The organism is Psychrobacter sp. APC 3279 (genome assembly GCF_030407795.1).
Taxonomy (GTDB): domain Bacteria; phylum Pseudomonadota; class Gammaproteobacteria; order Pseudomonadales; family Moraxellaceae; genus Psychrobacter.
Window position 1 is genome coordinate 1 of record NZ_JASDCR010000043.1, and the last position, 947, is coordinate 947.

Here is a 947-nt window from a genome sequence, read left to right on the forward strand (position 1 = left end):
AAAGGACTCAGCTTTGATGACATGCAAGCGCAAATGGCCTCAGGTGTCATGCGCGGTATTGGTGCCATCTATTTGTTCTTCTTTATTGGACTGATGGTTGCGGCTCTGATGATGTCAGGTGCTATACCTACACTAATGTATGTGGGCTTTCAGCTTATCTCACCTGAGTACTATTATATTTCTGCCTTTATACTCACCTCTATTATCGGTATTGCATTGGGTAGTAGTTTGACGACGGCAGCAACGCTTGGCGTGGCGTTTATTGGAATGAGCAATGCCTTTGATGCCAACGTGGCGATAGCAGCAGGGGCAGTAGTATCAGGCGCGTTCTTTGGCGATAAGATGTCGCCCTTATCTGATACTTGTACCATTGCGTCCTCTGTCGTTGGTATCGATCTGTTTGAGCACATTCGCAATATGATGTATACAACCGTACCTGCGTGGATACTGACGGTGATCTTGTTTTGGATGTTCTCAGGACAGACGACTAGCGCTGATCTGAGTCAAGTGACCATATTACAAGGACAGTTAATAGACAGTGGTCTGGTACATGGATATTCGGTATTACCCTTTGTCGTATTAGTCGGACTAGCACTGTTTCGGGTTAATGCGATTTATACGATTATCTGTACGATTGCTGCGGCACTGATCATTACTTATGTACATAGCTCACCAAGCTTTGGTCAGTTAGGCGGCTATCTGTTTGGAGGGTATGCCCCTGCTGAGTCATTAGAGCTAGGGGAAGTAGGTGGTATGCTGTCGCGCGGCGGTGTACAGAGTATGTTCTTTACGCAGGCGATTGTGATACTGGCATTAAGCTTAGGTGGTCTGTTAACGGCATTAGGGATTTTGCCAGCACTGCTATCTGGTATTAAGGACACATTGACGACATCAGGGCGAGCGATATTTGCGGCAGCGATGTCGGCACTAAGCATTAACGTGCTGAT

At 46.7% G+C, this 947-nt stretch carries 1 protein-coding gene; it reads left to right on the top strand.

Annotated elements, in window-relative coordinates; translation table 11 throughout:
- A partial coding sequence (locus QL898_RS13730; protein ID WP_290177191.1) for a Na+/H+ antiporter NhaC family protein occupies positions 1-947 on the top strand: 947 nt, incomplete at both ends.